Consider the following 23050-nt stretch of genomic DNA (forward strand, 5'->3'; position numbering starts at 1 on the left):
AGGGCTTGACGATCCATAGGAGCGTCCCGCCGAAGTGCCCCCTCTTGATGGCCGAGGTGCCCCTTCTTGATGCCCGAGTGCCGGGCTTGCGGACGGCCCTCAAGTTCAGGCACCTCGAAGCACAGTTCCGGGCACCTCGAAGCGCAATTCCGGGAACCTCGAAGCGCAATTCCGGGCACCTCGGCGGGGCGGGGTCAGCGGAGGCGGTAGCGGCGCTCCGGGCGGCCGGCGCCGCCGTACTTGAGGCGGACCTCGACCTGACCGTGGTTGACGAAGTGCTCGAGGTAGCGGCGGGCGGAGACGCGCGAGATGCCGACCACCTCGCAGCACTCGGCGGCGGAGAGCTCCTCGGCACCGCCGAGGGCGGCCAGCACCGCGTCGGCGGTCTCGGGGCTGAGGCCCTTGGGCAGTACGGCGGGGCGCGTGGTCACCACCGGCGCGAAGACCGCGTCGATGTCGTCCTGTGCGGCGGGTTCGCCCTCGGCCAGCGCCCGGTGGGCGGCGCGGAAGGCCTCGAGGCGGGCGCGGAGGTCGTCGTACTCGAACGGCTTGACCAGGTAATGGGCGGCGCCCCCGGCCGCGGCCGCGCGCACGGTCTCGGCCTCCCGGGCCGCGGTCACCATCACCACGCCGGTGTCGTCGCCGTCGGCACGCAGCTCACGGAGCACCTCGATGCCGGTCCGGTCGGGCAGGTGTACGTCGAGCAGCACCAGGTCGGGACGCAGCCGGCGGATCTCCGCCAGTGCGGCCTCGCCGGTGGCCGCGACCCCGACCACGCGGAAGCCGGGGGTGCGGTCCACGAACTTCGTGTGGATGCCCGCGACCATGAAGTCGTCGTCGACCACGAGGACGGTCAGGTCGGTCATCGGACGGGTCCCCGGTTGGTCGGCTGGTCGGTCGGCTGGGCAGGGGTGCGGTCGGTCGCGGTGCGCGGCAGGCGCGCGGTGAAGACCGCACCGCGGTCATTGTGCACCGACACCGCGCCGCCCCGGCGCTCGCACACCACCTGGACCAGCGCCAGCCCGACCCCGCGCCCGCTCGCGTCGCTCGGCTTGGTGGAGTAGCCGCGGCGGAAGAGGTCCGCCGCGTTCTCCGGGGGTACGCCGGCACCGGAGTCCGCGACCTGCACCAGCACCAGGTCGTCCCCGTCGTCCCGCAGCCGCACCGACACGGTGGCGCCACCGGCCGCGACCGTGGCATCGACCGCGTTGTCGACCAGGTTGCCGAGCACGGTGCCGACGTCGGCGGCGAGGTCCGGGTCCAGCCGGGGCAGGCAGGTGTCCTCGGCGAGCTCGATCCCGATCCCCCGCTCGGCGGCAAGACTCACCTTCGCGATCAGCAGCGCCGCGACCGCCGGGTCGTCGACCCGGGAGGTGACCGCCTCGGTGATCTCGGCCCGCCGGCGGGTGACGGCACCGATCCACGCCGACAGCTCGTCGTACTCCCCGAGCTGGATCAGCCCGGAGATCGTGTGCAGCTGGTTGTTGAACTCGTGGGTCTGGGCGCGCAGCGTCTCGGTCACGCTCTCGCGGGCGCTCAGCTCGGACTGCATCGCGAGCAGGTCGGTGCGGTCGCGCAGCGTGGTCACCGTGCCGACCACGCGACCCGCGTCGCGCACCCGGTTGCGGTTCAGCACCAGCACCCGGCCACCGACCACCAGCACCTCATCGCGTACGTCGTCGCCCGCGGCCAGGGCGTCCGCCACCCGCGGCTCGAGCCCGAGGTCGGAGACCCGCCGCCCGGCACCGTCGACGTCGAGCCCGAGCAGCTCGCGGGCGCTGTCGCTCATCACCGTGACCGTCCCGTCGGGGGCCACCGCGACCACCCCCTCGCGGATCGCGTGCAGCACCGCCTCGCGCTGGTCGGCGAGGGCACTGATCTCCTCCGGCTCGAGGCCGCGGGTACGCCGTTTGATCAGCCGGGCCAGCAGCCACGAGCCGGCCACGCCGAGCGCGAGCCCGAAGCCCAGGAACGTGACGAGATCGGGGAGCACCCCCCGCGCCCGGGCCCCGAGCGTCGGGTAGCTCTCCGCCACCATGGCGATCCCGATCAGCTGCCCCCGGTCGCCGATCACCGGCACCTGCGCGGCGATCGACCGCTCCCCGCGGTCGTCGACGTCCCCGGTCCACGCCCGCAGGTCCTGCACGGTGCTGTCGCCGAGGTCGATGCTCTCGCCGTTCGCGGTCGGGTCGACGGACGCGACGATGGTGCCGTCGGGGCGGGCGAGGTAGACGGCGCTGGCACCGTAGATCGTAAGCGTCCGGGCGGCGTACGACGCGAGCGACTGCGGCGGGGCGGGCTCGGCGAGGCCGGTGCGCACGCCCCCGGTGCCGGCCAGGTTCTCGGCCGCAGCCCGGAGCCGCGCGCCGCGGGTGTCATGGAAGTCGGCGTCGGCCTGCCGCACCGAGACCACGCTCGACACGGCCAGCACCGCCAGCAGCACCGTCACCTGGAGGACCAGGAACTGGCCGGCCAGCGAGATGCCCCGGCGCCGCGGTGACCACAAGTTCCACAACCTCCATTGCTTTCCCAAGCGTGACGGCCGCCACACGGCCGACCAGCATCAGCATGTCGCATCCCCGCACGAAGCAGGAGCAGAGATGACCTCCCGCCCACGCCGCACCAGGAACCGCCGGCCCGGCACGGCCCGCTGGTCCTTGGTGCTGGCCCTCGTCCTCACCGCCTGGCTGTCCGCCGGCTGCGGCGTCACCCGCGGTGACGAGGGCAACGACATGACGATGATGATCCCGAACAGCCCCGGCGGCGGCTACGACCAGACCGGCCGGGCCGCGGTGTCGGTGCTGGAGCGGGACAAGATCCTGGACGGGTCGTTCGAGGTCACCAACGTCATCGGCGCCGGCGGCTCGGTCGCGATGACCCGGCTGATGAACGCCGAGGGCGACAACCACATGATGATGACCGCCGGCCTCGGCGTGGTCGGCTCGCTCTACTCGTTCGGCGTCGACTACAAGCTGCAGGACGCCACCCCGCTCGCCCAGCTGATCGAGGACCAGGAGGGCGTGCTGGTGCCGGCGGACTCGCCCTACAAGACGATCGACGACTTCCTCGCCGCGTGGAAGAAGGACCCGGGCGGCATCGCCGTCGGTGGCGGCTCGTCGCCCGGCGGCCCCGACCACCTCTTCCCGATGCAGCTCGCGAGCGCGGTCGGCATCGACCCGCGGAAGGTCCGCTACGTGTCCTACGACGGCGGCGGCCCGCTCACCAGCGCCCTGCTCGGCCACAAGATCAAGGTCGGCTTCTCCGGCGTCGGCGAGTTCGAGGGTCAGATCGAGGCCGGCGAGCTGCGGCTGCTGGCGGTCTCCGGCGACGAGCGGCTGACCAACGACGGGGTCGAGGACGCGCCCACCCTGCAGGAGTCCGGCGTGGACCTGACCTTCACGAACTGGCGCGGCGTGCTGGCGCCGCCCGGGATCTCCGAGGAGCGCCGGCAGCAGCTGATCGGGCTGCTCGAGGAGATGCACGACAGCCCCGAGTGGCAGCAGGCCCTCGAGGACAACGGCTGGATCGACGCGTTCAAGACCGGTGACGAGTTCACCGCGTTCCTGGAGGAGCAGGACGCCCGCGTCGCGGACACCCTGAAGGAGCTGGAGCTGCTGTGAGCACCATCGACACCACCCCCTCCGTCCCGGACACCGGGCCGCCGCGGCAGGACCGCGCGCAGTACGGCCTGGCCGCGCTGCTCGCGGTGGTCGGCGCGTTCACCGTGTACGACGCGAGCACGCTCGAGGTCGGGTTCGCCGACCCGGTCGGCCCTCGCCTCTTCCCGTACGTCGTCGGCGCGGCGCTGCTGGTCCTCGCCGTGCTGCTGGTGGTCGCGACCGCCCGCGGCGACGTCGCCGAGCCCGAGGGCGGCGAGGACGTCGACCTCAGCGCCAAGCCGGACTGGGTCACCGTCACCAAGCTGGTCGGCGTGATCGTGTTCGTGATCGCGACCGTGAGCTGGCTCGGCTGGGCGATCAGCGGCGCGGCCCTGTTCGCGGCCTCCGCCTGGTGCCTGGGCAGCCGGACGCCGTGGCGCGACGGCCTCGTCGGCCTCGTCCTCGCGGTCGCCAGCTGGTACGCCTTCTACGTCGGCCTCGGCATCCCGCTGACGCCCGGAGTCCTGGACGGGGTGCTCTGATGGACAGCCTCGGTCTGCTCTGGGACGGCTTCCAGGCCGCCTTCACCCCCATGAACCTGATGTACGCCGCGATCGGGGTGCTGCTCGGCACCTTCGTCGGCGTGCTCCCCGGCATCGGCCCGGCAATGGCGATCGCGCTGCTGCTGCCCGTGACCTACGGCCTCGAGCCGGTCCCGGCGTTCATCATGTTCGCCGGCATCTACTACGGCGGCATGTACGGCGGCTCCACGACGTCGATCCTGCTCAACACGCCCGGCGAGTCGGCGTCGGTGATGACCGCGCTCGAGGGCAACAAGATGGCGCGAGCCGGCCGGGCCGCGCAGGCCCTGGCCACCGCCGCGATCGGCTCGTTCGTCGCGGGCACCATCGGCACCATCCTGGTCGCGTTGTTCGCCCCGGCCCTGGCCGACGTGGCCGTCGACATCGGCGCCCCGTCGTACTTCGCGATCATGGTGCTGGCCCTCGTGATGACCGCGGCGGTGCTCGGCTCGTCACGGCTGCGCGGCTTCATCGCGCTGTTCCTCGGCCTCACCATCGGCCTGGTCGGCCTCGACCTCAACACCGGCCAGCCGCGGCTCAGCTTCGGCGTCCCCCAGCTCGCGGACCGACTGGACATCGTGGTCGTCGCGGTCGGCATCTTCGCCCTCGGCGAGGCCCTCTGGGTGGCCGCGCACCTGCGCCGGCGGCCCCTGGACGTGATCCCGGTCGGGCGCCCGTGGATGGGCCGCAGCGACTGGCGGCGCTCGTGGGGCCCGTGGCTGCGCGGCACGGCGTACGGCTTCCCGTTCGGGGCGATCCCCGCCGGCGGTGCCGAGATCCCGACGTTCCTGTCCTACGTGACCGAACGGAAGCTGGCGAGGACCGACGAGTTCGGCAAGGGCGCGATCGAGGGCGTGGCCGGTCCGGAGGCCGCGAACAACGCGTCCGCCGCGGGCATGTTCGTGCCGATGCTGGCGCTCGGGCTCCCGGTCACCGCGACCGCGTCCGTGATGCTGGCCGCCATGCAGGGCTACGGCATCCAGCCCGGTCCGCAGCTGATGACCGACCAGTCCGACCTGGTGTGGACGCTGCTGGCCAGCCTGCTGATCGGCAACGCGCTGCTGCTGGTGCTGAACCTCCCGCTGGCCCCGCTGTGGGCGAAGCTGCTGCGCATCCCGCGCCCGCAGCTGTACGCCGGGATCCTGTTCTTCGCCTGCCTCGGTGCCTACACCAGCAACCTCGACCCGTTCGACATCGCCCTGCTTCTGGTCTTCGGCCTGCTCGGCGTGATGATGCGTCGCTTCGGGCTGCCGGTGCTGCCGCTGATCCTCGGCGTGATCCTCGGCCCGATCATGGAGACCAAGCTGCGCGAGGCGCTGACCATCTCCGGCGGCGACCTCTCCACGCTGTGGAGCGAGCCGCTGGCGGTCGTGGTGTACATCGTGATCGCCTTGCTGCTGGTCGTGCCGCCGCTGCTGCGCCGGACCCGTCCCGGGCTCGACGAGCGGATGCACGAGGTGATCGACGAGCGCGACGACAAGGAGCTGGTGGAGCGATGAGCGGGATCGTGGTGGCCTGGGCCCCCAACGAGTACGGCGCGGCCGCGCTCGAGGCGGGCCTGGTCGAGGCCCGACGGCGCGGGACGTCGGTGGTGCTGGTCAACGGCACCCGCGGCGACCGGCTGGTCGACGACCGGTTCGCCTCCGACGGGCAGATCGGCTCGCTGGAACGGCAGCTGGTCGAGGCAGGCGTCGAGCACGAGGTGCGGCAGACGATGGGCGAGGACATCGCCGACCAAGTGCTGTCCGTGGCCGAGGAGATCGGCGCCGAGCTGGTCGTGATCGGGCTGCGCCGACGCTCGCCGGTCGGGAAGCTGATCATGGGCAGCACCTCGCAGCGGGTGCTGCTCGGCGCCCACTGCCCGGTGCTCGCCGTCAAGCCGTAGCCACCGCCGGTCGAGGGAGGTCGCTCTGCGACCGTCTCGAAGCCGAGGGCCCCGCTGGCTCCTTGGTTTCGAGACGCTCGCTGGCGCTCGCTCCTCAACCAGCGGAGCTGGCGCTCGCTCCTCAACCAGCGGAGCTGGCGCTCGCTCCTCAACCAGCGGAGCTGGCGCTCGCCCCTCGACCGGCGGAGCAAGAGGACGTGTGGCGTCCTCGTGGTGGCCTTTCGCCTCTGACCTCACCTCGGCATCCGTAGCACGATGCGGATCGAGTGGAGGTGCGTGGACCATGTCATCCGTCAAGTCGCATCCACCTCGGGTCCAGGGAGATTCCCCGTCCACCAGCCGCGTCCGTGAGCACCGGGCAGCGGCCACCACGGCAGGGATCCTCTACATCGTCGGGACGGTGGCCGGCGTCCTCAGCAAGGTCGTCCTGGCGTTCCCCGTGCAGAACGCGGACGACCCGCTCGGCTACGCCGCGGACCACTCCGGTGCGGTCGCGACAGGGGCACTGCTCGTGCTGGTCATGGGTCTGTCGCTCGCGTTCGTCCCGGTGGTGCTCTTCCCGGTGCTGCGCCGGGTCGACGAGGTGCTGGCGACGGGCTACCTGATCATCCGGGGAGCGGTCGAGACGACCACCTACGTCGTCGTCGCCATCGCCTGGCTGCTGCTCGTGCCCCTGGCCGAGACCATGGCGGCCGGATCGGGCACGGCCTCACCGGAGGGCGTGCGCCTGGGCACCCTCGTCGTCGACTCCGAGGGCGCCAGCGTCGTCATGTCCCTGGTGTTCTGCCTGGGCAGCGCCCTCTTCTACGTCCTGCTCTTCCGCTCGCGCATCGTCCCCCGCTGGATCACGGTGTGGGGGTTCGCGGGGATCCCGCTGTACGTCGCCGCCTACCTGCTCGCGATGTACGGAACCGTGGGCATCGACTCGGCCGCGGTGAACCTGCTCTGCCTGCCCCTGGCCGTGCAGGAGATGGTGCTCGCGGTCTGGATGATCGCCCGGGGCTTCCGCCCGTCTGCCGTTGGTTGACGTCGCCCGCTGGTTGAGTAGCCGCTCGCCCGCTGGTTGAGGAGGTCGTTCTGCGACCGTCTCGAAACCGAGGCCCCGTCGGCTCCTTGGTTTCGAGACGCTCGCTGGCGCTCGCTCCTCAACCAGCGGAGAGCGAAATGCACGAAGGGCCCGGTCTGACGACCGGGCCCTTCGTGGTTGGTACCCCCGACCGGATTCGAACCGGCGCTACCGCCTTGAGAGGGCGGCGTGCTAGGCCACTACACAACGGGGGCTTCTGCTGCTTGCACAGCGGGCGAAACTCTAGCCAACGCTGGAGATTCGCAGCAAATCGCGGGCGGTGTGACCGCGATCTCGCTGGGATACAAGGACTCGAACCTTGACTAACTGAACCAGAATCAGTCGTGCTGCCAATTACACCATATCCCATTGGATTGGTCCGGAATCCCGCCGTCGAGGCGGCCCGCCGGACCGAGGGGAAACCTTACACGCGCCCCCGGGAGGCCGCCAAAACGACCGGATCCGCGGTCCTGGAGAGCCCCATCATGCGTGCCGTGGCGAGGGTCAGGCCGAGGAAGACGAGGCTCTGCGTGAGGGTCACCGGGATGCTCCACCAGCTCCCGCCGGAGGGCGTCAGCGCCTCCCCCATGTCGCCGAACGCGAGCGCGAGGCCGAAGGCCAGCCAGTTGTTGAGCACGTGCATCGCGATGCCCGCCTCGAGGCCCCCGGTGCGCACGACCAGGATCCCGGCGACCACGCCGAACGCGAACCGGTCGAAGAACACCGGGGCGCTCTGGGCACCGTGGGCGAGCGCGAACAGCAGCGCCGGCCCCAGCACCGCGACGTACGTCGGGAAGAAGCCGCCGAAGGCCTGCGTGAGGTAGCCGCGGAAGGCGTACTCCTCCCCCGCGGCCTGCAGCGGCGTCAGGAACAGCACGACCAGCGCGAACTGCTTCGCGGTGTCGTCGAAGGCGTTCGGCGTCATCGAGACCTCGCCCCCGGCGGCGGTGGTGGTCGGCAGCAACGCGCTGACCAGCATCGTCGCGATCAGCGCCACGAACGACAGCCCGAGGCAGGCGAGGAAGAACCTCCAGCGCATCCGTGGGAACACCGAGGTCACCCAGCGCGGCTTGAGCCCGTGCAGCGTCCGGGTGATGAACCAGACGATCGGGATCAACGCCGCCAGCGCGAGGTTGATGAACGCCAGCCCGGTCGGGGTCGGGTCGCCGAGGTCGAGCAGCCGCATCAGCTCGTCGACCGGGTGCGGCTCGCCGCGAGCCACGAGGACCGCCAGCAGGGCGACCTGCAGCACCGCGGGAACCGCGAGGATCGTGAGCAGGCCGAGGGAGACGATGCCGACCAGCGGCCGCCACCAGCCGGGGTGCCCCGCGCGGTGCAGCTGGTGGTACTCCAGCGGCGGCAGGTCGCCGTCCGGCCCGGTGCCCCCCGGCTGCACGGGGTACGCCGGGTAGGACTGCCCGCGAGGAGGGCCATAGGACTGGCCGTACGACTGCCCGTACGGCGCGGGCTGCCCGTACGGCGCGGGGCCGCCCGTCGGCTGCCCGGGAGGCGGGCTGGCGGGCTGCTGCGGCGCGGGAGGCTCGGTCATGGTCGCAGCGCGCTGATGTGGCGGGCCAGGGAGATGTCACGGCCGAGCAGCTCGAGGGACTCGAACAGCGGCGGCGAGATGCGGCGGCCGGTCACGGCGACCCGGACCGGACCGAACGCGTTGCGCGGCTTGAGGCCGAGCTCCTCGACCAGCTTGGCGCGCAGCGCCTCCTCGATGGTCGCGGTGGTCCAGTGGTCCTCGGACACCGCCGACAGCGCGTCGTACGACGCCTGCACGACCTGGCGGCCGGACTCGTCGAGCACCTTCGCGACGTCCTCGGGGTCGCGCTCGAAGTCGTCCTCGGCGACGAACAGGAACCGCAGCATCTCCACGGACTCGGAGAGCGTGTTGATCCGCTCGGCCACCAGCGGCATCGCCGCGTCGAGACGCGCGCGCTCCCTGTCGGTCGGCGGCTCGTCGGTGAGCCCGGCGCGGAACAGGAACGGGATGACCCGCTCGGTCATCTCCCCGACGGAGAGCCGGCGCATGTGCGCGGCGTTGATCGCCTCGCACTTCTTGAGGTCGAAGCGGGCCGGGTTGGGGTTGACCCGGCGGATGTCGAACGCCTCGGCCATCTCGGTCATGGTGAAGACGTCGCGATCCTCGGCGATGCCCCAGCCGAGCAGGGCGAGGTAGTTGAGGATGCCCTCGGGGAGGAAGCCGCGCTCGACGTACTCGGCGAGGCCGGAGCCCTTGTCCCGCTTGGAGAGTCGCTTGTTGCCGTCGCCCATCACGATCGGCAGGTGGCCGAAGCGCGGCTCGCCGGTGCCGATGCCGAGGTCCTTCAGCGCGCGGTAGAGCGCGATCTGACGGGGCGTCGAGGAGAGCAGGTCCTCGCCCCGCAGGACGTGCGTGATCTCCATGAGGGCGTCGTCGACCGGGTTGACCAGCGTGTAGAGCGGGTCACCGTTCGCGCGCAGCAGCGCGAAGTCGGGGACGTTGTCGGGCTGGAAGGTGATCTCGCCGCGGACCAGGTCGGTGAACGTGATCGGCTCGTCGGGCATGCGCAGCCGCAGCACCGACTCACGGCCGACGAAGTCCTGGAGCTGCTGGTTGGTCAGCTCACGACAGTGGCCGTCGTACCCCTGCACCTTGGAGCCGCTGGCCTTGCGACGGGCCTCGACCTCGTCGGGCGTGCAGTAGCAGTCGTACGCCGAGCCGGCATCGCGCAGCCGCTTGGCGATGTCGGCGTAGATCGGGAACCGGTCGGACTGGCGGTACGGACCGAACTCGCCGCCCGCCTCCGGGCCCTCGTCCCAGTCGATGCCGAGCCAGCGCAGCGACCCGAGGATCGAGTCGTAGCCCTCCTCGGTGTTGCGGGCGAGGTCGGTGTCCTCGATCCGCAGCACGAGGGTGCCGCCGAAGTGGCGCGCGAACGCCCAGTTGAACAGGGCGCTGCGCACGTTGCCGACGTGCAGGAAGCCGGTCGGGCTCGGTGGGAACCGGACCCGCACCTTCTCGGGCGCCAGGTCGCCGAGGACCTCGTCGATTGCTGCGTCAGTCACGCTTGCTCACCTTGTTCGTCAGAGTGCCGAGGCCGTCGATCGAGATCTCCACCTCGTCGCCGACCTCCATCGGGCCGACACCCTCCGGGGTGCCGGTGAGGATGACGTCGCCGGGCAGCAGCGTCATCACGGAGGAGACGTGCGCGACCAGCGTCGGCACGTCGAAGATCATGTCCTTCGTCGACCCGTCCTGGACGAGGTCGCCGTTGAGGTGCGTCTGCACGCGCACCCCGTCGTTGAAGTGCTGCGGGTCGAGGTCGGTCTCGATCCACGGACCGAGCGGGCAGAAGGAGTCGAAGCCCTTGGCCCGGGTGAACTGCACGTCGCTCCTCTGCAGGTCGCGCGCGGTCACGTCGTTCGCGATCGTGTAGCCCTGGATCACGTCGGTCGCCTGCTCCGGCGGCACGTCACGGCAGATCCGTCCGATCACCACCGCCAGCTCGCCCTCGTAGTGGAGGTTCTCCGTCTGGCGGGGGTAGAAGATCGGGTCGCCCGGGCCGACCACGCTGGTGTTCGGCTTGAGGAACATCAGCGGCTCGTCGGGCACGTCGTTGCCCATCTCTGCCGCGTGCTTCGCGTAGTTGCGGCCGATCCCGACCACCTTGCTGCGCGGCAGCACCGGCGCGAGCAGGCGCACGTCCTCGACCCGGTGCTCCTCGTCGAGCAGCTTGATGCCGACGTAGAGCGGGTCCCCGGCCAGGGCCACGACCCGCGCGTCCTCGGTCGGCTGGCCGAACTCGTCGAGCTCGCCGGTCAGGACGCCGTACTGGGGCTCGTCACCGGTGGTGAATCGACAGATACGCACGTGCGCGAGCCTATCCGCCGGGCGGAGGCGCTCCCCAATCCCCCGTACCATGCTGCGGTGACCCCCACCCTGCTCGACGAGGCGACCTGGCGCGCCCGCGCGGCCGCGCACGCGGCGCGGGTCGACGGGATCGTCGCGCCGCACCTCGCCCGGCGCGAGGCCGGGGTCAGGCACCCGGTGCACGACTTCCTGTTCACCTACTACTCCCAGCGGCCGGCGCAGCTGCGGCGCTGGCACCCCGGGTACGGCGTGGCGCTGGCCGGGGCGGCGGAGTACGCCGACCTCAAGGGGTACGGGTCCGACCCCGCCCCGCTGGTTGAGGAGGTCGCGCACAACTCCCCGCTGGTTGAGGAGGTCGCTCTTCGACCGTCTCGAAACCAAGGGGCGATCACCGTCGCCGTCACCGCCGACCACGTCGTCTCCCAGCGCCCGCTGCTCGAGGCACTGCACCGGCTTCTCACCGCGACCGCGTCGCGCGCCCCGACGTACGGCTGCTTCGGGCTGCACGAGTGGGCGATGGTCTACCGCGCGGACGAGACGCGGCACGACTGGCCGCTGCGCCTGGGGCGAGAGGGCACCGACGCGGTCGTCGAGTCGCACCGGATCGGGTGCTCGCACTTCGACGCGTTCCGCTTCTTCACCCCCGAGGCGCGCCCGCTCAACACCCTGGGTCCCGGCCGCGACGACCGCCCGGCGTACGAGCAGCCGGGCTGCCTGCACGCCGGGATGGACCTCTACAAGCACGCGTTCCGGCTCACCCCGATGGTCTCCTCGGACCTGGTCGCCGACTGCTTCGAGCTGGCCCGCGACATCCGGGTGCTCGACATGCGCGCCGCGCCGTACGACCTCGCCGACCTCGGCTTCGACCCGGTGCGGATCGAGACCGCGCAGGGGAAGCAGGAGTACGCCGCGGCGCAGCGGCGGTTCGCCGAGCGCGGGGCACCGCTGCGGGAACGGCTGGTCGAGGAGTGTGGGCGCCTCCTCGCGACGTCCTGCGAAGCCGTCGCCTCAGGCGCGGTACGCCGCCAGCGCGGCGTCCACCGACGCCGCCGCGTCCGCCTCGGTGGTGGGCAGGTGCCCCACGAGCAGGCGGTACCACTGCAGCCCGAGCAGCAGGTCCACGACCAGGTCGGGATCGGTGTCCGCGCAGAGCTCGCCACGCCCGACCCCGCGTCGTACCGCCTCCAGCATCGGACCGCGCCAGTGCTCGTGCAGGGTGCGGTACTGCTCACCGAACGCCGCGGCGACCTGGGCGTGCGCCATGAGCGACCGGTTGGCGAGCGCCAGCCCCCGGCCCCGGTCGGCGTTCATCGCGGCCACGGGCACCACGATCGCGAGCAGGTCGTCGTGCACCGAGCCCGTGTCGGGTGGCGCGATCCGCTCGTCGCTGGCGTCGAGGTAGGCATCGACGACGATCCGGCCGAGGTCGCCGTCGTACCACCGGTAGATGGTCTGCTTGCCGACCCCAGCCCGGGCGGCGATCTTCTCGACGGTCAGCCCGGACCAGCCGGCCTCCTCCAGCAGGGCGACGGTCGCGTCGAGGATCGCGCGCCGGCTGGCGGCACTGCGGGGGCGTCCGGTCGGCATGGCGGCGACGCTACCACTTGCGAGACGTATCGTCTCGTATTAGATTCGAGACACCACGTCTCGTAAAGGAGGTCCCATGACCGACACCGCCCTCGTCACCGGAGCCGGCCGCGGGATCGGCCGCGAGGTCGCCCGCCAGCTCGCCGCCGCCGGCCTGCACATCGTCGCCACCGCGCGCACCGCCGCCGTGGCGGAGGCGGTAGCGCTCGAGGTCCGCGGCACGCCCCTGGTGCTCGACGTGGCCGACCCGGCCTCGATCGTGTCGGCCGCGGAGAGCGTTCGGGAGCTCGACGTCCTCGTCAGCAACGCCGCCGCCTACCCTGACTGGCAGGCCACTGCGCTCACCGTCGACCTCGACGACGTCGAGCTCGCGTGGCGCACCAACGTGCTCGGTCCGTGGCGGCTGGCCCGGGCCTTCGCACCGGCCCTGGCTCGCTCGGCGAACGCGCGGATCGTGAACGTCACCAGCGGGTCGGGGTCGCACGGCGACCCGCAGTTCGGCCTGGGTGCCGGGGCCGGCATGGCGCCGTACGCCGTCACGAAGGCGGCCGCCAACGCCCTGACCCGCAAGCTGGCGGCGGCCCTGCCGGGCGCCCGCGTGAACGCCGTCGACCCGGGCCTGACCGCCACCGCGCCCGGCATGGAGGCGATGGGCGCGCGACCGGTCGCCGAGGGTGCGGCCTCGGTGGTGTGGGCGGCGATGCTCGGTCCGGACGGTCCGACCGGCGGCTTCTTCCGGGACGGCCGCCCGCACCCGTGGTGAGCCGGCACGTCGGTCCCGCGGGCTAGGTTCGTCGGGTGCAGGAGATCCGGGGCGAGGACTGGTACGCCGACGAGCTGGGCGCCGCGCGCTGGTCCGACACGACGTTCGTCGACGTGGACCTGAGCGAGGCCAGCACCGCGGGCGCGGTGTTCGAGCGGTGCTCGTTCCAGCGCTGCCGGTTCAACGCGAGCGTGCACACCTCGAGCGCGTTCGTGGCCTGCGACTTCGCGCTCTGCACCTTCTTCGACGCCACCCTCGACGGCTGCAAGCTCAACGGCAGCGTCTTCGAGCGGTGCACGCTGCGGCCGATGAGGGTCACGGGCGGGCAGTGGCGGGGCGTGACCGTCCGCGGGGCGAACCTCACCAGGCTGGACCTCGCGGGGCTCGACCTGCGCGAGGCCGACCTCTCGCTGAGCGACCTCACCGACGCCGTCCTGGCCGGGGCCCGGCTCGACCTGGCCACCCTGCGCGAGACCGACCTGACCGGTGCCGACCTGCGCGGTGCGTCGCTCGGTGGCGTCGACCTCACCGCCGCGACCCTGCGCGGCACCCGCCTCGACGTCGCCGGCGCGGTGCAGCTCGCCGAGCAGCACGGGGCGGTGGTCGAGCCGTGACCCGGCTCGCGGTGCTCCTGGTCGTCGCCGTCCTCGCGGCCCCCGCGTGCGCCCCCGAGGACGCCCGCCCGGCCGACCCGTCGCCGCAGGTGGCACCGGACCCGGCCGAGGCGTCGTCCGCCGGATCGCCCGCGGCCACGCCGACGCCCACCACGCCGGGGACCCCCTCCGCCACCCCGTCCGCGGTCCCGTCGGCGGCCGCGACCCGCACACCGCGTCCGGGCCGCCCCGCCGACCCGCGCTGGCGGTTCTTCACCGACGACCGCACGCAGTACGCCTCTCCCTGGTTCCCGGGCCGGCACCCAGTGATGATCCCGTTCGGCTGCACCCCCGCGCCGTACTACTCCCCCGACCCGTCGTGCCCCGACGGCCGGGGCTTCCACCACGGCATCGACGTCGCCATCTCGTGCGGCACGCCGCTACGGGCCGGGCGCCCCGCGACCGTGCTCGACCACGGCGCCCTCGGGCCGGCGTACGGCGACAACCCGGTGCTGCTCCGCGCGGCCGGCTTCGACGTGGTCGTCGGCCACACGGAACGCGTCTTCGTGGCACCCGGGGACAGCATCCCGGAGGGCGAGGTGTTCGCCCGGGTCTCCGACCGCGGGGCACCCGACGGCTGCCACCTGCACTTCGAGGTACGCCGCCCCGGCGGCGAGGTCACCGACGCCGTCGACCCCGCGCCGCTGCTGGACCTGAGGCCCTGAACCCCGGACCGGGCCCCAGGTCCCGGGGCGGAGGGTCCACGGACCCGCGCTGGACCAGTGCCGGCGGGCCTACCCTGAGGACATGAACACCATCCACCTCAGCGACGAGGAGCTGGACATCGCCCGGCACGGGATGACCGCCTACCTCCGCAGCTTCGGCCACGACGAGGCCGACACGGTCCACCTCATCCAGGCAGTGCTCGCGCGCCTGGCCGCCGCGCAGGCCGAGCCCGACGAGCCCGCCCCGATCGGCTGAGCCGCTCAGACCTCGACCGTCCCGCCGCTGCGCCAGTAGACGTTGCCCTCCCGGGCGAGGAACTGCTCGTCCACGAGGTAGCGGCGCAGCGCGGCGTAGTCGGGGTGGAAGCGCTGCAGCGCGTCGCTCACCTCGGCCTCGGAGTAGGTCCGGCCGGGTTCGAAGCACTGCGCGAGGTGGTCGAGCACGACCAGCCGCTTGGCCCGTCGCGCCGGGATGGTGTGCAGCCCGTCGTCGCCGAGGAAGTTCGCCAGGATCCGAGACCGGTCGTCCACGGGACCCACCCTAGGCCGACTCGTCACTCGTGCCTGCCACCCTGTCAGCCATGGGTCACAGCGTGCTGCAGGTGCCGGTTCCTCCGCTGGAGCGGTTCGTGCGAGAGCGGACCGCCTTCCACGACGCGTCGTACGTCAGCGACGACCCGGCCTTCGTGCACGCGCACGTCACCGCGCTGGGGCCCTTCCTCGACGAGGTCGGCGCGCAGGACGCGACCCTGGTGGGCGCGATCGCGGCGTCCGTGGCGCCGTTCGACTTCGTGCTCGACCGGATCGACACCTTCCCCAACGGGATCATCCACCTGGTGCCCGACCCGGACGGCCCGTTCCGCGACCTCACCCGCCGGCTGTGGGAGGCCTTCCCGCGGTGCCCGCCGTACGCCGGTCAGTTCGCCGACGTACGCCCGCACCTCACCCTGGATGCGCGCACCGACGAGGTGACCGAGGAGTCCACGCGTACGACGCTCGGCGGCCTGGTGCCGGCCCGGTGCCGCGCCGAGAGGCTGGACCTGACCTGGTGGGAGTCCGACGGGTGCCGGTTGCTGCGGTCCTGGCCGCTGGGCGGCTGACCGCCCCGGGGTCAGCGGAGCGCGCGGTGCACCGCGACGGCGGCCAGCGCCGTCAGCACAGCGGCAGCGACCGCTCCCGGCGGCACCCGTCCGCGGGTACGGCGGCCCCGGACCGCCCGGTTCGCCTGGCTGGACAGCACGGACCCGTCGCTCTGGTGGGAGAGCGCGGACCCCGTGCTCTGGTAGGAGAACAGGGACGCCGCGGACATCGCCGACCCGATCGAGCCGGCCGAGGCGAACGAGCCGACGCTCCCCACCGACGCGAAGGACGCGGCGCTGCCGACCGAGAGCACCGAGTCCTGGGAGCAGATCGAGAGGATCGAGTTCTCCGACCAGAGCGACCACACGCCCAGCAGCGTAGTCCCGCTATCCCCGCAGGACCTTGTCCATCGCCTTGCCCCGGGCCAGCTCGTCGACCAGCTTGTCCAGGTAGCGGATCTTCTGCATCAGCGGGTCCTCGACGTCCTCGACACGGACCCCGCACACCACTCCCGTGATCAGCGACGCGGCGGGGTTGAGGTCGGCCTGGGCGAAGAAGTCCTCGAACGTCGTGCCCTCGTCGAGGTGACGCCGGAGAGCGGGCTCGTCGAAGCCGGTGAGCCACTCGATGACCTCGTCCAGCTCGGTCTGCGTGCGGCCCTTCTTCTCCACCTTGGTGACGTAGTGCGGGTACACCGCGCCGACGGCGGTCGTGAAGATCCTGCTCATGCGGCGAGGGTAGTCCCGTGCGGACCTCACCGGCCGGTGCGTAGGTTCGGCCCATGGACGCCTACGACGTGCTCGACTGGCGACGCCGGGTCTTCGCGCTGTACGCCGCCGTGCGCTGCGAGCCCGAGCCGGCGGCGGCACACGACCTGTGGCGGCGTGGTCGTGACGAGCTGTTCGCCGGGCACCCGGCCAGCCCGCTGCTCCCCGACCAGCGAGTCGGGTTCGACGGGCTGACCGTGGCGCCGTACGACCCGGCCTGGCGGTTCGAGGTGGAGGTACGCCCCGCCGCCGCGACGCCCTGGGAGGTGCAGACGGGCTCGGACGGGGTGGTGCGGTTCGAGCGCCTCGGCGTGGCGTCCCTGCCCGGCGTCGGCGACCTCGACGTGTGGCGCCTGACGTCGTACGGCGGCGGGGTGTTCGTGCCGCTCCGCGACGGTTCCTGCGGGAACCCGGGCGGTGGGTACGGCGGCGGCCGCTACCTGCTCGACACCGTCAAGGGAGCCGACCTCGGCGGCGACCGAGGCCGCCTCGTCCTCGACCTCAACTTCGCCTACGCCCCCTCCTGCGCCTACGACCCGGCGTGGGCCTGCCCGCTGGCGCCGGCCGGCAACACCGTCGGCGTCGAGGTGCCGGTCGGCGAGCTCCAGCCCTGACCCCGTCAGACCCGTACGGCGCGGGCCGCCTGCTCGACCTTCGCGCGATGCGCGGCCCGGTCGGCGTCCTCCTCGGACGACGCCGGGGTCGGGTCCGAGCCGAGCGCGCCGTCGAGCCCCTCGCGGAGGATGTCGGCGTGGCCGAGGTGCCGGTTGGTCTCGGTCACCACGTGGACCATCACGTTGAACAGCTTCACGTGCGGACGGGGCCACCACGGGACGTGGCCCGGTGCGTCGACGGCCAGCGCGGCGATCGTGGCGTCGGCGTGGTCGCACGCCCGCCGGTAGCCGTCGACGACGTCGGCTCGGGACTCGTGCTCGGTGACCCACAGGTGGTCGCGGTTGTCGAAGCACGGGTCGTCGAAGGTCGGGATCGGCTCGGGGTACGGACGGTCGAAGATCGTCCCGAAGTAGCGCGCCTCCGACAGGGTCAGGTGCTTCACCAGGCCGAGCAGGTTGGTCCCGGTCGGGGTGAGCGGGCGCCGGACGTCGTACTCCGACAGGCCGTCGAGCTTGCCCAGCAGGTCGGCGCGGGCCCAGCGCAGGTTGTCGTGGAGGTAGTCCTTCGCGAACTCGTCGATCATGCCGACGACCCTGTCACACCGTCACGCTGCGGAGCCCGTCGACCTCGAGCGCGCCCGCGCGGGCCAGCGAGGTGAGCACGTCGGCGGCGTCGAACGCCTGACCCGGTGCCAGCGCGCCGGGGCCAAAGTGACGCCCGTCGAGGAGCCGGACCACGCCCTCGGCGACGATCGGGGCGGTGACGGCGTAGATGTCGCGGCCGGCAACACTGAGGCGCCGGGCGTCCGGGCCGCGCCGTACGACGACGTCCACGACGAAGCGCTGGGCCGATCGCCCGTGCTCGTCGACCGCGGACGGGGCGGGCGTCGCGGTGTCGCGGAGGTCGTCGAGCGCCGAGGTGTTGAGGAAGGAGCGGAGGTCCCCGACGTCGAGATGGCGGTGGATGGTGACGACCTCGGAGAACGGCAGCTGTACGACGGGCTGGTCGCCGAAGGGCTCCGGGTAGGACCAGGTGCCGGTCGGCGCCGGGGCCGTCAGCGGAGCCAGCGCACCGTCCCGGATCACCTCGCGGACGGCGGTGTTGCGGGCGCCGGTCACCCGGGTGCCCTCGGTCGGCCACCAGCGGTCGAGGCCGATCGCGACCTCGACCTCGTCCGCGCGGGTGTCCCCGGCGAGCGCCGCGGTGACCTGCAGGTCGGCGAGGCCTCCGTAGAACGCCATCGCAGGGACGACCGCGACGCCGGCGGCCCGCGCCGGGGCGTCGAGCGCGCGGTAGAGCTCCTTCACGACCGGCTGCTCGGCGGTCACGTCGAGGTAGTGGGCGCCGGCGTCGACCGCCGCCCGGGCGAGCGGGCCGGCGGTGTCGAGGAAGGGTCCCGCTCCGTTGACCACCGCATCGACGCCGGCCACGGCCCGCCGCAGCATGCCGGGGTCGTCGACGGGAGCCGCATGCCGCTCGAGGCCCGCGTGCCGCGGGGGCACGGCGGCGAGCCGCTCGGCGCTGCGACCGGCCAGCACCGGCGTGAGCCCGCGCCGCAGCAGCTCGTCGACGACGAAGCGCCCGGTGTGACCGGTGGCGCCGTAGACCAGGACCCGTCCGGAGGTGCTCATGACGACCATCCTCGGGTGTCGCGCGACGCACGACGAGTGTCCGAAACGACGTCAGGCGTACAGTTTCGGACATGCCGCGCATCGCCCTCGCCCTGCCCCGCTCGTCGATGCTGTACGAGGCAGCGATCGCCGCGGAGATCTTCGGCGTCGACCGGTCGGACCTCGCCTCGGGCCGCGGGTGGTACGACCTCGTGGTCTGCACGGCCGACGGCTCTCCGCATGCCTGGCTGCCGCACCTGCCGTCCGCGTCGTACGCCGAGATCGCCGAGGTCGACTCCGTGGTCGTCCCGTCCACCGACGACCCCGACGCCGCGCCGGACCCCGAGCTGGTCGAGGCGCTGAGGACGGCGCACGGGCGCGGTGTCCGGATCGCGTCCCTGTGCACCGGCGCCTTCGTGCTCGCGGCCGCCGGCCTGCTCGACGGTCGCGTCGCAACCACGCACTGGATGCACGCCGACGACCTGGCCCGCCGCTACCCGCGGGTCGACGTCCGGTCCGATGTGCTCTACGTCGACGAGGGCGACGTGCTCACGTCGGCGGGCAAGACGGCGGCGCTCGACCTCTGCATCCACCTCGTGCGCCGTGACCTCGGCGCCGCGGCCGCCACCGGCATCGCGCGGCGCCTGGTCGTGCCGGCCCACCGCAGCGGCGGGCAGGCCCAATTCATCGCCGCGCCGGCCGGACCGCGCACCCCCGACGGGCTGGCCCCCACGCTGGCCTGGGCGCGGTCCCGCCTCTACCAGCCGCTGACGGTGCGCGACCTCGCCGGCCACGCCGGCCTCAGCACCCGGCAGCTCGCGCGCCGCATGCGGGCCGAGCTCGGCCTCGCGCCACTCGACTGGCTGCACCAGCAGCGGATCGCCCGGGCCCAGGAGCTGCTCGAGCGCACCGACGCCTCCGTCGAGCAGGTCGCGGCCAGCTGCGGGATGGGGACCGCCGCCACCCTGCGCCGGCACTTCCACCGCGCCGTGGGCGTGACCCCGACGGCGTACCGGACGACCTTCCGGCTCGCGTGAGGGGACCGATCGCGGATCGGGGCGGGCTACCGTCGGGGACATGCTGATCGACCACCTCGTCTACGCGGTCCCGGACCTCGAAGTCGCGGTGGACGATCTGGAGCGACGCTCGGGCGTCCGCCCCGCAGGGGGTGGACGCCACCCCGTGATGGGCACGCGCAACAGACTGCTCGGGCTCGGCCCTCACACCTACCTCGAAGTCATCGCACCCGACCCGGAGCAGCCTGACCCCGAAGGTGCGCGACCGTACGGGCTCGATGACCTCACCTGTCCGGCCCTGGTCGGCTGGGCCCTCGCGTGCGACGACATCCAGCGCGCGCGCAGCATGGCGCTCGCCCGGGGCTACGACCTCGGTGACCTCTACGAAGCTCACCGGGTCACACCGGACGGCACGACGTTGCGGTGGCGCGTCACCTCGAACGAGTCACCCGCTGGCGAGATCCCGTTCCTGATCAGCTGGGGCGACACCCCACACCCGACAGCATCCGCACCGGCGGGCCTGGCCCTGACGTCCTTCCGCGTCGAGCACCCGGACCCCGACAGCCTCGTGACACCTTTCGCAGCGGTGGACGCGGCGGTCGAGGTCCGCCTCGCCCGGCAGCCCGCTCTCGTCGCGCGGATCGACAGTCCCCGCGGCTCGATCGAGCTGCGCTGAGGCGGCAGGCGCCGGCGCCGGTCAGCCGGCGAGCATCTCCGTGGTGATCGCCCACCGCTCGTGGTCCCGCCAGGCGCCGTCGATGAAGAGGAACGCCGGCGAGAAGCCCTCCAGGCGGAAGCCGAGGCTGCGGACCAGCCCGATCGAGCGGGCGTTGTCGGGCTGGATGTTGGCCTCGAGCCGGTGCAGGGCCAAGCCGTCCGGGTCGAAGGCGTGCCGGACCACCAGGTCGAGGCCCTCGCGCATGAGGCCGCGCCCGGCCGACGGAGCGAACGCGTTGTAGCCGAGCGCCGCGCACTGGAAGAGGCCGCGGACGATGTTGCTGACGTTGACGACGCCCGCGATCGCGCCGTCCTCGAGCTCGCAGATCACGAACCCGGCCCACAGCCGGCGGTCGCGGGCGGCGTGCGCGGCCTCCCAGTCCGTCAGGCTGCGCGCCGGCGCCGCCCACGGGTGGTGGAGGTCGACGCTCTCCACGGCGAGCCGGACCAGCTCCGGGCCGTCCGTGTCCGCCACCGGACGGATGCCGACGCGGTCCGCGGTGGCGACGTACGTCACGACGTCAGCACCCCGTGCTCGACGCACTCGGCGGTCCAGCCGCGCGGGGTGACCTGCACCTTCATCCGCCGCGCGCAGCGCGTGCAGAACCGCGGCGGCTCCATCGCCAGCCGGACCGCGCACGCGGCGTGGTCCTCGGCGTCGGCGGGCCGGCCGCAGTGACCGCAGTACGACGGGCTCCCCGTGGTCATCGACCGGCTCCCCTCCCGCGCGGACCTCAGAGGGTCTTCGCGAGCTCCTTGATCGGCATCTTGAGCTCGGTGAGCAGGGCCAGGTCCTCGTCCGCGTCGCGGCCGAGCGTGGTCAGGTAGTTGCCGACGATGACCGCGTTGATCCCGCCGAGCAGGCCGTCGCGGGTGCCGAGGTCGCCCAGGGTGAGCTCGCGGCCGCCGGCGTACCGCAGCACGGTGCGAGGCATCGCCAGCCGGAACGCCGCGATCGTGCGCAGCGCGTCGGCGGAGTCCATGATCGGCAGGTCCCCGAACGGCGTGCCCGGGCGCGGGTTGAGGAAGTTGAGCGGCACCTCGTGCGGGCCGAGCTCGGCGAGCTGCGCGGCCAGCTCGGCCCGCTGCTCCAGCGACTCGCCCATGCCCACCAGTCCGCCGCAGCACAGCTCCATCCCGGACTCGCGGACCATCTCGCAGGTCTCCCAGCGCTCCTCGAACGAGTGCGTGGTGACCACGGTCGGGAAGTAGGACTTCGCGGCCTCGAGATTGTGGTTGTAGCGGTGGACGCCCATCTCCCTGAGGTCGTCGACCTGCTGCTGCGTGAGCATGCCCAGCGAGCAGGCGACGTTGATGTCGACCGCCGCCTGGATCGCCTTGATCCCGTCGCGGACCTGCGACATCAGCCGCTCGTCCGGGCCACGGACGGCGGCGACGATGCAGAACTCCGAGGCGCCGGTGGCGGCGGTCTCCTCGGCGGCCTTGACCAGCTGCGGGATGTCGAGCCAGACCGACCGGACCGGCGAGGTGAACTGGCCGGACTGCGAGCAGAAGTGGCAGTCCTCCGGGCAGCCGCCGGTCTTGAGGCTGATGATGCCCTCGACCTCGACCTCGGGCCCGCAGTGCTTCATGCGGACGTCGTGGGCGAGCTGCAGCAGCTCGGGGATCTGGTCGTCGGGCAGCTGGAGGACCTCGACCAGCTCGTCGTACGACAGGCCTTCCCCGTCGTCGAGGACCTTCGTTCGGGCGCGCTCGAGGATGTCAGTCACCCGGCGAGGCTACCGCCGCCTGCGCGGGCCGGCGTACCTCGGGTCGGGGACCGGACAGGACCGGCACCCGGTCGAGGACGATTCCGAACAGGTCGCGGTAGCAGGCCAGCAGCTCGTCACCCGTGGAGATCTCCCGCTCGTTCCGCCGGCCGTCCTCGGTGGTGATCAGCGTGCGGTCCGTGACGGTCACCCGGCCGGTCGGGGTGGGCAGCGAGCAGGTGACCGCCTGGGTGAAGGGCGAGTCGGGGCTGGTCCGGTGGTACCAGCAGGTGGCCACGAACTCGTCGAGCTCCCGCGGCCGGAGGTCCAGGCGGTACTGCGGCTCCCCCGCCAGCAGCGCGTCCACGTCGCCGTGGCCCGCGTCGACCACCCGGACGGTGCCGGCCGGGTCGGGCTGGTCGTCGCGGACGTCGAGCCGGAACGGGCGGGCGGCGAACCGGCCGAACCCGACGTCGGTGATCCACGGCCCCTCCGGCAGGTCGACCCGCAGCGCCAGGTGGTCGTACGGCGGTCCGAGCGCGCCGCCCCCGTGCACCCGCGCGGCGAGCAGCGAGACGTCGTACCCGAGATGCCGCAGCAGCGCTCCGAACGCCCCGTTGAGCTCGTAGCAGAAGCCGCCCCTCCGCCGCCCGACGACCTTCTCGACCAGCGCGTCCTCCGCCAGGACGATCGGCTCGCCGAGGTGGATCGAGAGGTTCTCGAACGGCACGCTGCGCAGGTGCCGCTCCTGGAGCACGGCCAGCCCGGCGGCATCCGGGGCCGCCGGCGCCGTGGCGCCGATCCGGTCGAGGTAGGCCGTCGCCGTCCCGTTGTCCATGCACCCAGTCTGCCCGGGCGCACGCGCTCAATAGACTGCC

Annotated in this window: 28 protein-coding genes, 2 tRNA genes and 1 pseudogene; 14 read left to right on the top strand and 17 right to left on the bottom strand. The window is 72.6% G+C overall.

Going from position 1 to position 23050, the window contains the following annotated elements:
* Positions 1 to 194: 194 nt before the first annotated feature.
* Together EKO23_RS00005 and EKO23_RS00010 are read right to left on the bottom strand one after the other, a co-directional pair.
* Complete coding sequence (locus tag EKO23_RS00005) at positions 195 to 866, bottom strand: response regulator (RefSeq protein WP_134712809.1); 672 nt, start codon at positions 864 to 866, stop codon at positions 195 to 197.
* Positions 863 to 2506, bottom strand: coding sequence for a sensor histidine kinase (locus tag EKO23_RS00010; RefSeq protein WP_134712810.1), 1644 nt, complete (start codon positions 2504 to 2506; stop codon positions 863 to 865). The genes EKO23_RS00005 and EKO23_RS00010 overlap by 4 nt, the downstream gene beginning before the upstream one ends.
* 94 nt (positions 2507 to 2600) lie before the next feature.
* On the opposite strand from EKO23_RS00010, the gene EKO23_RS00015 reads away from it, so the two are divergent.
* The 5 genes from EKO23_RS00015 (at position 2601) to EKO23_RS00035 (ending at position 7092) form a co-directional block, all read left to right on the top strand.
* A complete protein-coding gene (locus EKO23_RS00015) occupies positions 2601 to 3620 on the top strand; it encodes a Bug family tripartite tricarboxylate transporter substrate binding protein (protein ID WP_134712811.1) in 1020 nt (339 codons plus the stop codon).
* Positions 3617 to 4141 carry a tripartite tricarboxylate transporter TctB family protein gene (locus tag EKO23_RS00020; protein WP_134712812.1) on the top strand — a complete coding sequence of 175 codons (525 nt, stop codon included), beginning with the start codon at positions 3617 to 3619 and terminating at the stop codon, positions 4139 to 4141. Before EKO23_RS00015 ends, EKO23_RS00020 begins: the two co-directional genes overlap by 4 nt.
* Positions 4141 to 5679, top strand: coding sequence for a tripartite tricarboxylate transporter permease (locus tag EKO23_RS00025; RefSeq protein ID WP_134712813.1), 1539 nt, complete (start codon positions 4141 to 4143; stop codon positions 5677 to 5679). The genes EKO23_RS00020 and EKO23_RS00025 overlap by 1 nt, the downstream gene beginning before the upstream one ends.
* The gene (locus EKO23_RS00030; protein WP_134712815.1) at positions 5676 to 6065 is read left to right on the top strand and encodes a universal stress protein; all 390 of its coding nucleotides are present in this window, start codon (positions 5676 to 5678) and stop codon (positions 6063 to 6065) included. Before EKO23_RS00025 ends, EKO23_RS00030 begins: the two co-directional genes overlap by 4 nt.
* Positions 6066 to 6348: 283 nt before the next feature.
* Positions 6349 to 7092, top strand: a complete 744-nt coding sequence (locus EKO23_RS00035; RefSeq protein ID WP_134712817.1) for a DUF4386 domain-containing protein — start codon at positions 6349 to 6351, stop codon at positions 7090 to 7092.
* A 178-nt stretch (positions 7093 to 7270) separates the two neighbouring features.
* Here EKO23_RS00035 and EKO23_RS00040 read toward each other — a convergent pair.
* From EKO23_RS00040 to EKO23_RS00060, 5 genes are all read right to left on the bottom strand, one after another.
* Positions 7271 to 7346, bottom strand: a tRNA-Glu gene (locus EKO23_RS00040).
* Positions 7347 to 7428: 82 nt separating this feature from the next.
* A tRNA-Gln gene (locus EKO23_RS00045) sits at positions 7429 to 7500 on the bottom strand.
* A gap of 55 nt (positions 7501 to 7555) precedes the next feature.
* Positions 7556 to 8680 (bottom strand): CPBP family intramembrane glutamic endopeptidase, encoded by a 1125-nt coding sequence (locus EKO23_RS00050; protein ID WP_134712819.1) that lies wholly within the window; start codon positions 8678 to 8680, stop codon positions 7556 to 7558.
* Positions 8677 to 10185, bottom strand: a complete 1509-nt coding sequence (gene gltX, locus EKO23_RS00055; protein ID WP_246050821.1) for a glutamate--tRNA ligase — start codon at positions 10183 to 10185, stop codon at positions 8677 to 8679. Before gltX ends, EKO23_RS00050 begins: the two co-directional genes overlap by 4 nt.
* Positions 10178 to 10990: a fumarylacetoacetate hydrolase family protein gene (locus EKO23_RS00060; RefSeq protein WP_134712821.1), complete on the bottom strand. Its 813-nt coding sequence runs from the start codon at positions 10988 to 10990 to the stop codon at positions 10178 to 10180. Before EKO23_RS00060 ends, gltX begins: the two co-directional genes overlap by 8 nt.
* A gap of 57 nt (positions 10991 to 11047) precedes the next feature.
* On the opposite strand from EKO23_RS00060, the pseudogene EKO23_RS26625 reads away from it, so the two are divergent.
* Positions 11048 to 11983, top strand: a pseudogene (locus tag EKO23_RS26625) (hypothetical protein); the annotation flags it as partial.
* Between the two features lie 15 nt (positions 11984 to 11998).
* On the opposite strand, the gene EKO23_RS26630 reads toward EKO23_RS26625, so the two are convergent.
* Positions 11999 to 12577, bottom strand: a complete 579-nt coding sequence (locus EKO23_RS26630) for a TetR/AcrR family transcriptional regulator (protein ID WP_425464378.1) — start codon at positions 12575 to 12577, stop codon at positions 11999 to 12001.
* Positions 12578 to 12653: 76 nt separating this feature from the next.
* On the opposite strand from EKO23_RS26630, the gene EKO23_RS00075 reads away from it, so the two are divergent.
* The 4 genes from EKO23_RS00075 to EKO23_RS24965 all read left to right on the top strand — a co-directional run bounded on the left by EKO23_RS00075 (position 12654) and on the right by EKO23_RS24965 (position 14914).
* A complete protein-coding gene (locus EKO23_RS00075) occupies positions 12654 to 13340 on the top strand; it encodes an SDR family NAD(P)-dependent oxidoreductase (protein WP_134712823.1) in 687 nt (228 codons plus the stop codon).
* Positions 13341 to 13375: 35 nt separating this feature from the next.
* Positions 13376 to 13954, top strand: a complete 579-nt coding sequence (locus EKO23_RS00080; RefSeq protein ID WP_134712825.1) for a pentapeptide repeat-containing protein — start codon at positions 13376 to 13378, stop codon at positions 13952 to 13954.
* Positions 13951 to 14658 carry a M23 family metallopeptidase gene (locus EKO23_RS00085; protein ID WP_134712828.1) on the top strand — a complete coding sequence of 236 codons (708 nt, stop codon included), beginning with the start codon at positions 13951 to 13953 and terminating at the stop codon, positions 14656 to 14658. The genes EKO23_RS00080 and EKO23_RS00085 overlap by 4 nt, the downstream gene beginning before the upstream one ends.
* Positions 14659 to 14740: 82 nt before the next feature.
* Complete coding sequence (locus EKO23_RS24965) at positions 14741 to 14914, top strand: hypothetical protein (RefSeq protein ID WP_167880256.1); 174 nt, start codon at positions 14741 to 14743, stop codon at positions 14912 to 14914.
* A gap of 5 nt (positions 14915 to 14919) precedes the next feature.
* On the opposite strand, the gene EKO23_RS00090 is transcribed toward EKO23_RS24965, so the two are convergent.
* A complete protein-coding gene (locus tag EKO23_RS00090; RefSeq protein ID WP_134712830.1) occupies positions 14920 to 15189 on the bottom strand; it encodes a DUF2087 domain-containing protein in 270 nt (89 codons plus the stop codon).
* Positions 15190 to 15239: 50 nt separating this feature from the next.
* Here EKO23_RS00090 and EKO23_RS00095 point away from each other — a divergent pair, with 50 nt between their 5' ends.
* Positions 15240 to 15758 (top strand): 2'-5' RNA ligase family protein, encoded by a 519-nt coding sequence (locus EKO23_RS00095; protein WP_175582639.1) that lies wholly within the window; start codon positions 15240 to 15242, stop codon positions 15756 to 15758.
* Positions 15759 to 15769: 11 nt separating this feature from the next.
* On the opposite strand, the gene EKO23_RS00100 is transcribed toward EKO23_RS00095, so the two are convergent.
* Both EKO23_RS00100 and EKO23_RS00105 read right to left on the bottom strand, forming a co-directional pair.
* Complete coding sequence (locus tag EKO23_RS00100; RefSeq protein ID WP_134712832.1) at positions 15770 to 16105, bottom strand: hypothetical protein; 336 nt, start codon at positions 16103 to 16105, stop codon at positions 15770 to 15772.
* A gap of 19 nt (positions 16106 to 16124) precedes the next feature.
* Positions 16125 to 16466, bottom strand: coding sequence for a DUF2200 domain-containing protein (locus tag EKO23_RS00105; RefSeq protein WP_134712834.1), 342 nt, complete (start codon positions 16464 to 16466; stop codon positions 16125 to 16127).
* Between the two features lie 53 nt (positions 16467 to 16519).
* Here EKO23_RS00105 and EKO23_RS00110 point away from each other — a divergent pair, with 53 nt between their 5' ends.
* Positions 16520 to 17119, top strand: a complete 600-nt coding sequence (locus tag EKO23_RS00110; protein WP_134712836.1) for a DUF1684 domain-containing protein — start codon at positions 16520 to 16522, stop codon at positions 17117 to 17119.
* A 5-nt stretch (positions 17120 to 17124) separates the two neighbouring features.
* On the opposite strand, the gene EKO23_RS00115 is transcribed toward EKO23_RS00110, so the two are convergent.
* Positions 17125 to 17703, bottom strand: coding sequence for a DinB family protein (locus EKO23_RS00115; protein WP_134712838.1), 579 nt, complete (start codon positions 17701 to 17703; stop codon positions 17125 to 17127).
* Between the two features lie 13 nt (positions 17704 to 17716).
* Positions 17717 to 18751, bottom strand: coding sequence for a saccharopine dehydrogenase family protein (locus EKO23_RS00120; RefSeq protein WP_134712840.1), 1035 nt, complete (start codon positions 18749 to 18751; stop codon positions 17717 to 17719).
* Positions 18752 to 18822: 71 nt separating this feature from the next.
* On the opposite strand from EKO23_RS00120, the gene EKO23_RS00125 reads away from it, so the two are divergent.
* Positions 18823 to 19767: a GlxA family transcriptional regulator gene (locus EKO23_RS00125; protein WP_134712842.1), complete on the top strand. Its 945-nt coding sequence runs from the start codon at positions 18823 to 18825 to the stop codon at positions 19765 to 19767.
* A 40-nt stretch (positions 19768 to 19807) separates the two neighbouring features.
* Positions 19808 to 20422: a VOC family protein gene (locus EKO23_RS00130; protein WP_134712844.1), complete on the top strand. Its 615-nt coding sequence runs from the start codon at positions 19808 to 19810 to the stop codon at positions 20420 to 20422.
* 21 nt (positions 20423 to 20443) lie between these two features.
* On the opposite strand, the gene EKO23_RS00135 is transcribed toward EKO23_RS00130, so the two are convergent.
* Genes EKO23_RS00135 through EKO23_RS00150 form a run of 4 tightly spaced genes read right to left on the bottom strand, consistent with a single transcriptional unit; the run spans position 20444 to position 23010 of the window.
* Entirely contained in the window at positions 20444 to 20980 is a 537-nt protein-coding gene (locus EKO23_RS00135; protein ID WP_134712846.1) for a GNAT family N-acetyltransferase, read from the bottom strand.
* Positions 20977 to 21171, bottom strand: a complete 195-nt coding sequence (gene bsaP, locus EKO23_RS00140; RefSeq protein WP_134712848.1) for a biotin synthase auxiliary protein BsaP — start codon at positions 21169 to 21171, stop codon at positions 20977 to 20979. The genes EKO23_RS00135 and bsaP overlap by 4 nt, the downstream gene beginning before the upstream one ends.
* 26 nt (positions 21172 to 21197) lie before the next feature.
* Positions 21198 to 22193 carry a biotin synthase BioB gene (gene bioB, locus EKO23_RS00145; RefSeq protein ID WP_134712849.1) on the bottom strand — a complete coding sequence of 332 codons (996 nt, stop codon included), beginning with the start codon at positions 22191 to 22193 and terminating at the stop codon, positions 21198 to 21200.
* A complete protein-coding gene (locus EKO23_RS00150) occupies positions 22186 to 23010 on the bottom strand; it encodes an arylamine N-acetyltransferase family protein (protein WP_134712852.1) in 825 nt (274 codons plus the stop codon). The genes bioB and EKO23_RS00150 overlap by 8 nt, the downstream gene beginning before the upstream one ends.
* Positions 23011 to 23050: the final 40 nt, after the last annotated feature.

Origin of the sequence: Nocardioides guangzhouensis (assembly GCF_004519545.1) — a bacterium.
GTDB classification, from domain to species: domain Bacteria; phylum Actinomycetota; class Actinomycetes; order Propionibacteriales; family Nocardioidaceae; genus Nocardioides; species Nocardioides guangzhouensis.